Here is an 8,647-nt window from a genome sequence, read left to right on the forward strand (position 1 = left end):
AAAAAACTAATTAAATACTGTAAAAAGGTTGATTGAAGAAGATTGAAGCGAGGTTCAGGTAATGAGCTCAGGTTAGCAAGTAGCCTGTAGCGGAAATCAGCCTCTTCGAATGTATAAAAATGGTTAATCAACACACCTGAAATCTATCAATATTAAAAAGTGACCTTGTTTTATCAAATATTGTTCAAAAAGAGGTCGTTTTCTTTATTTTAAAATCAATGTTTGTGAGGAACTTTAATCAAACTTCATTACAAAGTAGATAAATGTCATTTTAAAGTTAAAATAAAAACAACCTAGCCTCCTCTCCTTAGAAAGGGGACCAAGTTGTTTTTCATTTGACATTTAGATCTGTGTATTCATGTGTTTAGAAAATAAACCTAATATAAAAAGTCTTGATAAGATGGTTACTCTTCAAATGGCCATCTCGGTAGCATTTTTGCTAGTGGCTTATCTTGACGTTTTCCTAATACATAGTCAGCCTGCATAATTGTATGAATTTCACGTGTACCTTCATAGATAACCGGTGCTTTTGAGTTACGTAAATAACGGGCGACTGGATATTCATCCGAATAACCATATGCTCCATGAATTTGTACAGCATCATCCGCAGCTTTATTGGCAAAATCACAAGCTTGCCACTTTGCTAATGATGTCTCTCGCGTATTGCGTACACCTTTGTTTTTTAACTCTCCAACACGATATACAAGCAAGCGACTCATTTGATAGCCCGCTTCCATTTTGGCAATCATTTGCCCTACTAGCTGATGCTCACCGATAGGCTTCCCAAAAGTTTCGCGTTCGTGACAGTATTTTACGCTTGCCTCGATACATGCTTGGATTAGGCCGACAGCTCCTGCTGCTACTGTAAAACGGCCATTATCTAACGCAGACATAGCAATTTTAAAACCTTCTCCTTCTTCTCCAAGGCGATTCTCTACAGGTATACGTAGATTTTCAAAAAAGAGCTCACCAGTATTACCAGCACGAATACCGTATTTACCTTTAATGGCCTTCGATGTAAAACCCGGCATGGAACGCTCTACGATAAATGCACTAATACCATGATGCTTCTTCGATTTATCAGTGTAGGCAAAAACGATAAAATGGTCTGCTATATCACATAATGAAATCCATGTTTTCTGCCCATTTAATACGTAAAAATCCCCATCCTTTAAAGCAGTGGTAGACATTGCGACTACATCTGACCCTGCTCCAGGCTCTGTTAAACCAAATGCCCCAATCCGAACTCCTTTCGCCTGCGGAACAAGATATTGCTGTTTTTGAGCCTCTGTCCCCCATTGCATTAAGGTCATGCTATTCAAGCCTGTATGAACTGAAACAGCTGTGCGAAACGCTGTATCTCCACGTTCCAGTTCTTCACAAACGATGGCCAGTGCATTGTAATCCATACCACTGCCACCGTATTGTTCTGGTATACAAACACCCATAAAGCCAAGCTCAGCAAGTCTTAACCAAATCTTCGGATCGAAGCCACCCTTAGCATCCCACTTCGCAATATGTGGAATAATCTCATCATCCACAAACTTCCGAACTGTTTTACGTAACATTTCCTGCTCAGTGGTAAATTCGAAATTCATGACCAAGCACCTACCATTTCACGATCATTGCAGATATATGAGACGTCTCCTTAATGGCAACACCACGTTTAGCCATCTCTTCAATATAAGTGTCGCCCGGTACAACTGATTCAGGTGCAAATACACCGCGCTCTGTAATTTTATTTTCTCCAATCATTTGAGCAACGACAGAAATTGTATTTGCTGTTGCACGAGCCATAGCCGTTTCATTAATCGTCATATCTTTACGCACAACCATTTCGAACTCATAAGTCACTTGTTGCTGCGCTTTTTCACCAGCTACAATAACACGCAGCAGTACAGCATCTGGTTTTGTACCAAGTTCAAGTTTCTTTTTAAGTGCCTCACGTACAACTGGACGTACAGAAACCTCCTGATTTTCTACCTCTACCTTATTACCTGCATCAAGGAATCCTAAATCTGCTAATAGCTTAAATTTCTCTGCATGTCCCTTATAACGAATTGTTTTATATTCTAATGTTTGGACATTTGGGAATGTCTTATACAGTGTCGATATACCGCCAGATGTATAAAATGCCTCAAGCACACCAAAATCTTTAAAATAAATAGGTTCAACACCTGATAACGATGGAACTTCTTGAAGTTTACCTTTTTGAATCATTTTTGATGGCTCTGTATAATGATCGAAGACACCATCTAGAGAAAATACTCGTGTATAGTTAAGAGGTGGCTTCGGCTCTGTTGGAATACCGCCTACAAATAGTTTAATAGATTCTACCACATCTAGTTTCGAAGCACCGTAGCCCGCTAAAATGTTGACCATACCTGGAGCAACACCCAAGTCAGGAATAATTGTTACACCTTTTGCTTTTGCCTCTTCGTCTAGATCTAATATTTTTTCTGTTACACCGCCAATATGACCACCTAAATCGACGGAATGGACACCAGCTGCGATTGCCGCTCTTGCTACACGCTCATTAAAGGAATAGAATAATGCATTAACGACTACATTGCCTTTTGAGATTACCTCCATCAACGAGTCATCACGCTCAGCATGAAGCTCTACAACCTCAATCTTATCTGTATTTAACGAATCCACAAAGTTCTGCGCTATATTCACGTCTATATCTCCTAAAAATACACGCTCCACTTTGCTATTTTTTATTAAATCACGAGCTACCTCTTTCCCCATTAAACCTGCACCTAATACAACAACTTTCATCAAGAACATCCCCTTTCATTGATCTGTTATTCTGTATCGATTTGTGCTCTTTGTAATTTACCGCTATAGTCCACGTAAATACTTTTCCATTCTGTATAGACATCCAAGGCAGCTACACCCGAGTCGCGGTGACCATTCCCCGTACCCTTTGTGCCCCCAAATGGTAAATGGATTTCAGCACCTGTTGTGCCAGCATTTACATAAACAATACCTGTATCTAAATCTCGTTGTGCGCGGAAAATCGTATTAACATCTTGCGAGAAAATTGAACTGGATAAGCCAAATTTTACGCCATTGTTTACTTCTATTGCTTCATCCAAACTTGCTACTTCAATAAGAGAAACGACCGGGCCAAAGATTTCTTCCTGTGCAATAATCATGTCAGGCTTCACATTGGTAAATAGTGTAGGCTCATAATAAAACCCTTTGTCATAAGGAGGCTCAGATAAGATTCTACCTCCAGCTAACAACGTCGCCCCTTCCTGTTTGCCGATTTGCACATAGTGATTAATCTTTTCCATTGCGGCTTTGTTAATGACAGGGCCGATTTTCACACCTTCATCTAGGCCGTCTCCAATTGTTAGCTTTTGCATTTTGTCTAATAGACGTTTTTCTAGTTCCTCTCTTACATCTTTATGCACGATAACACGACTACATGCTGTACACCTTTGACCAGCAGTTCCAAACGCACTCCATAAGATGCCTTCAGTGGCTAGCTCTAAATCGGCGTCATCCATAACTATGACTGCATTTTTCCCACCCATCTCTAATGAAACCTTCTTCAGGTTTTTACCACCTAGCTCCGCTACCTTACTCCCTGTTGTTGTAGAGCCGGTAAATGAAATGACCTTAACGTCTGGATGTTCAATCAATGCCGTACCAACTATTGGTCCTGTACCAAAAACAATATTTGCTACTCCACCTGGTAAGCCAACCTCCTCAAAAATCTTGCCCATTTCATACGCCATCATTGGTGTCTCATTAGATGGCTTCCAAATGAACGTATTACCAGCAACAATTGCAGGAAATGACTTCCAAGTAGCAATGGCTACAGGGAAATTCCACGGAGTTATTAAACCTACAACGCCAATAGGTGCCCGTACGCTCATGGCAAATTTATTGGCTAGCTCAGACGGTGTTGTCTCCCCAAATAACCGTCGTCCTTCACCAGCCATATAATAGGCCATATCTATTCCTTCCTGTACTTCACCTCTAGCTTCTTCAATAACCTTTCCCATCTCTTTTGTTAAAACGGTCGCTAAATGCTCCTTCTTCTCTTTCATTTTTTGACCGATGGCATATAAATAGTCAGCACGTTTAGGCGCGGGTACTAATGCCCAGTTTTTTTGTGCCTGTTTCGCAACCGCTACCGCTTCATCTACCTCACCTGCAGTAGAACGCGGTATTGTAGCTAGCTGCTCCCCGTTAGCAGGATTGGTCACTACTATACTTTGTAAATGCGAATGTGTTACCCATTCACCGCCGATATAGTTTTTGATTTCCACTACAAACACCCCCTGAACTATCTATGGTGCCTCTGCCTCATTGTTACCAGTTGCATTACTTACAGACAGATATTATCTATTACTATATTTAAACGGAATCAAATATGTCAAAATTCCGAATTTTTAATATATAGAAGTCTGCAAAGTTTGGTTCAACAACATCAGTAACAATCACCAGAGACTTTATTTTCTTTTAGCTAAGCATTGATGTTAGTTACTCACAAATTTTCAGCTAAACGAAAATAAAAAATACTCATTCTAGTTTTTTATATTCGACATTTACTAGTTTATTCCCTTTTTTTCTAAAATATTTAATTATGCAATGAAACTAAAACAACTTATAATCGTATACAATAACAAATATCTTTTTTGGAGGAATCCCTTTATGAATAATCACGAAATTGACTACAAATTATATGGCGATGATATGCAATACGTGCAAGTTGAGCTTGACCCTCAAGAAACAGTAGTAGCTGAAGCTGGAGCTTTAATGATGATGGATGATTCTATCCATATGGAAACTGTCTTTGGCGATGGTTCAAGAGGAAGCCAAGAAAGTGGTATTATGGGTAAATTATTTGGAGCTGGAAAACGTCTAATTACGGGCGAAAGCTTATTCATGACGACATTTACGAACGTTGGTTCAGGTAAACGTCATGTGTATTTTGCTTCTCCATACCCTGGTAAGATTATTCCAATGGATTTAAGTCAATTAAACGGGAAAATCATTTGTCAGAAAGATGCATTTTTAGCTGCTGCGAAAGGTGTTTCAATCGGTGTTGAATTCCAGAAAAAAATCGGTGTTGGCTTCTTCGGTGGTGAAGGCTTCATTATGCAAAAGCTTGAAGGAGACGGCATGGCTTTTGTACACGCAAGTGGAGCTATTCATGAAAGAACTCTACAACCTGGCGAAGTATTACGTGTTGATACAGGCTGTTTAGTAGCTATGACATCTGATGTGGATTACAATATCGAAATGGTTGGAGGCGTAAAAACGGCATTGTTCGGTGGTGAAGGTATCTTCTTTGCTACTTTAAAGGGTCCGGGTAAAGTATGGATTCAATCATTACCATTTAGCCGATTAGCAAGCCGCGTCTTCGCTGCAGCACCAATTTCACAAGGCGGTGGCGGTCAATCAAGAGGCGAAGGTGGCATTGGCGGTTTGTTTGATATGTTTAATAAATAATGAACGCTATGTATTAAAGGAGCACATCTAATTGTGATGTGCTCCTTTAATGTTATTGTGTTAATGAAATTAAGGTGAGTAACCATAGCTTTCGCTGCATAAATTCTAAAAAAGTTCTACGCGATCGCTGATTAGAGTCCTTCAATATGAAAAGGCACCCTACATCTGTTACCTTCTGTGTTATTAATCTATTCGATTCGATGGAACTTTGCCCTGCCCAAAAGCAGTTAGTGCTTTAACGTTCAGCATCAGCATAGCAGTTCTAGTTTGAAGCGAGGCACTACCGATATGCGGAAGTGCTAAAACATTAGGTAACGTCAACAATGGATGATCCAATGCAATAGGCTCTTGTTCAAATACATCTAGCCCTGCTGCCCACAGCTTACCATTTCTTAAAGTATCATAAAGAGCGTTCTCATCAATAATGCCACCACGTGATGCATTAATTAATACCGCGTCATCCTTCATCAAAGCAAGTTCCTCTGCTCCTATAAGTCCTACCGTATCATTGTTATAAGGTGTCATAATAACAACAAAATCTGATTGTTTTAAAAGATCTTCCAACGGTACATATTGAAAGCCATACATTTCTTCTGCCTCATGGCGACGTCTACGATTGTTGTATAAAATTTTCATATCAAAACCTTTTGCTCGTCTTGCTACAGCTTGGCCAATACGTCCCATACCAATAATTCCTATAGTGGAACCTGAAACATCTTTACCCACTAATTGCATTGGATACCAGCTTTTCCATTTACCTTCACGCAAATATCGTTCGCCTTCTGGAATTCTACGAGCCGTCGCAAGTAATAATCCCATTACAAAATCAGCAGTCGTATTTGTTAAAACTCCTGGAGTATTTGTCGCCATTATTCCGCGGTTACGCAAAGCTTTAATATCAATATTATTAAATCCAACTGCTAAATTTGTCACAAGTTTTAAATTGGGTGCGTGTAATAATAACTCTTCATCAACTTGATCAGCAAGCGTTACCCACAGTGCTTCACAATCTGCGACAGCTGCCAATAATTTTTCCCGCGGTATAACAATTTCCTCCTCCTCCCATTGTTCGATATCATAATACTCTTTTAACGGCTCAACTATATGCGCTGGGAACTTTCGTGTAATAAATAATTTCTTTTTCATAGTCCGAACACCCCTCAATTTAATTCGCCTATAGCGTAACACTTAGAACGTTCATTTTCTAGGAATTTCTTATCTTTACGTGCGTGATAGCTATTCCTTTCTATCACTCTACAAACTTCATCCGTCTATTTGTTGTTTTATCCTTCAAATAAACGATTTTGTCCTAATATTTATAAAAAAAACAAGGCCCATCAGTTGAAAATGCATGTTATTTAAACAATTTGTTCATTAGATTAAGTTGATTGGAGTGGAGACTGGGCGACTCCTTGGGGATTAGCGTCACAGATGAGACCCTGCAGCGAAGCGAAGCGGCTCATCGGACGCCCCCAGGAAAGCGCCCAGTCGGAACGGAAATCAACCACACGTTACGTGATAAGCAAAAAACTATGCATAGGCTTTATGCATAGTCGTTAGAAGTCTCTGATTGTTGTATCTAATCGATTGGCAGCTTGTTTTAATTCCTCAGAAGATTCTCCAATCGATTCTATAATTTCTGCAAGTTCGGTTATTTTTAGTCCGACATTTTGGAAGTTTGTGATAGAACCGTTTACTGAGCCAGATATGGCACCGAATGCTTTTAAAGATTCCGCGTTTTGCTCAATACTATTGTTCACCATTTCTTGGATCTCATGAATTGCTTGAACAACTTGGTTTGTAATTCCATTAGACATAGTTATGAGATCCGCAATTTGTTCAACTGAACTTTTCGTCTGGTCTGCAAGCTTACGAACTTCACTCGCCACGACAGCAAAGCCTTTTCCATGCTCTCCTGCACGTGCAGCCTCAATAGCTGAATTTAAAGCAAGTAAATTTGTTTGACCCGAAATACTTTTCACTATTTCAATAACAGCATTAATTTTTGAAGAAGAGTGATCTAATTGCTCCACCATACCTGACATTTCAACTGTCTTATGATGAATTTTCCCAGTCTGTTCATTAATTGACACTATTTTAGAATAACCTTCAGACGATACCTTCTGCATTGTTTTCGCCTCATCGATACTTTCCTTTAAGTATTCGTTAACTTCCTTGGCGTTATAAACTAGTTCGGTCACTGTTTCATTCGTGCTATGAGATTGAGTCTCTAACTGATTAGATATCCCACCTATAATTTCTTTAACATGCGTTCGAACACTATCCTGTTGCTTTTCAATTAATGTATTAGCGTAATTATCATATTCCTCTAAGACAATTTGTTGTTCAAAATTACACATTTTACTAATGGCATCACAAAACTTTTCTTCTTCGTCTCTCGTTAATTGAAGCTTATAAACAATCTTTCTTAAAAATTTTTCAAGGTTTTGAAAAGCTGCTAAATACCACTTAGGATACAAGTTAATCTTAACATGCATTTTCGCCACTCGCCTTCTCTTCTCCAAAAATGCATCGTCTATACGTCCTTCGAACATTTCTATAATATGATGGCGTAATGTTTGGCGCAAACGGTCACTAGAGCTATACTTTTCAATAACTTCACGTAAGGTTGGCACACTTTCAATCGCATGATAGAATGCTGCTACTACCTCTATGACATTTCGTTCAATGTACGGTTTTAAACTTCTAATTAACTGTAAATCTTCTCTAGTTAAATTTACTAGATTTAACTGTAGTAAACGTTCCTGATCTTGAATAATAATCCCTATACTTGATTCATTACAAATTTCGATTGTATTTTTCTTAGGCCTATTTCCAATTTGAAACAATTTATCCACCCCGCTATACCTATGTCTATTCTACTAAATATTATCTGAAAACAACAAACTGTATGAATCAATTATAAGTTCTAAACAATCAAAATGACAGCATATAAGTAAAAAATATCTATTTTTGTAACAAGCATTTATCTATTCTACTTGAGAATGATACTTATTAACCATTAAGTTTATTTTATAACGATATGAAAACACTAAAATATCAAACTAAAAAGCCACTCATTGTAGTGAACCCCAAAAGTTAGACTTATTTCGGAGAGGAGTTCTTCCTCTTCGTTATTTTAATTTAAAAGCTCAATTTTTGAATCAAACCATTG

At 38.5% G+C, this 8,647-nt stretch carries 6 protein-coding genes; 1 reads left to right on the forward strand and 5 read right to left on the reverse strand.

Annotated features, from left to right (window positions below; all coding sequences use genetic code 11):
- Positions 1–404: 404 nt before the first annotated feature.
- The 3 genes from ACQKMV_RS20740 to ACQKMV_RS20750 are packed head-to-tail and all read right to left on the reverse strand — an operon-like array spanning position 405 to position 4,286.
- Positions 405–1,598, reverse strand: a complete 1,194-nt coding sequence (locus tag ACQKMV_RS20740) for an acyl-CoA dehydrogenase family protein (RefSeq protein WP_427506208.1) — start codon at positions 1,596–1,598, stop codon at positions 405–407.
- A 10-nt stretch (positions 1,599–1,608) separates the two neighbouring features.
- Positions 1,609–2,781 (reverse strand): saccharopine dehydrogenase family protein, encoded by a 1,173-nt coding sequence (locus ACQKMV_RS20745; RefSeq protein ID WP_427506209.1) that lies wholly within the window; start codon positions 2,779–2,781, stop codon positions 1,609–1,611.
- Positions 2,782–2,807: 26 nt separating this feature from the next.
- Positions 2,808–4,286, reverse strand: coding sequence for an aldehyde dehydrogenase family protein (locus ACQKMV_RS20750; RefSeq protein WP_427506211.1), 1,479 nt, complete (start codon positions 4,284–4,286; stop codon positions 2,808–2,810).
- Positions 4,287–4,671: 385 nt separating this feature from the next.
- Here ACQKMV_RS20750 and ACQKMV_RS20755 point away from each other — a divergent pair, with 385 nt between their 5' ends.
- A complete protein-coding gene (locus ACQKMV_RS20755) occupies positions 4,672–5,472 on the forward strand; it encodes a TIGR00266 family protein (protein ID WP_403017166.1) in 801 nt (266 codons plus the stop codon).
- Positions 5,473–5,655: 183 nt separating this feature from the next.
- On the opposite strand, the gene ACQKMV_RS20760 is transcribed toward ACQKMV_RS20755, so the two are convergent.
- Both ACQKMV_RS20760 and ACQKMV_RS20765 read right to left on the reverse strand, forming a co-directional pair.
- A complete protein-coding gene (locus ACQKMV_RS20760; RefSeq protein WP_427506212.1) occupies positions 5,656–6,618 on the reverse strand; it encodes a 2-hydroxyacid dehydrogenase in 963 nt (320 codons plus the stop codon).
- A gap of 410 nt (positions 6,619–7,028) precedes the next feature.
- Positions 7,029–8,330, reverse strand: a complete 1,302-nt coding sequence (locus ACQKMV_RS20765; protein WP_427506214.1) for a protoglobin domain-containing protein — start codon at positions 8,328–8,330, stop codon at positions 7,029–7,031.
- Positions 8,331–8,647: the final 317 nt, after the last annotated feature.

The organism is Lysinibacillus sp. NPDC094403 (genome assembly GCF_050278745.1).
In the GTDB taxonomy this organism is placed as follows: domain Bacteria; phylum Bacillota; class Bacilli; order Bacillales_A; family Planococcaceae; genus Lysinibacillus.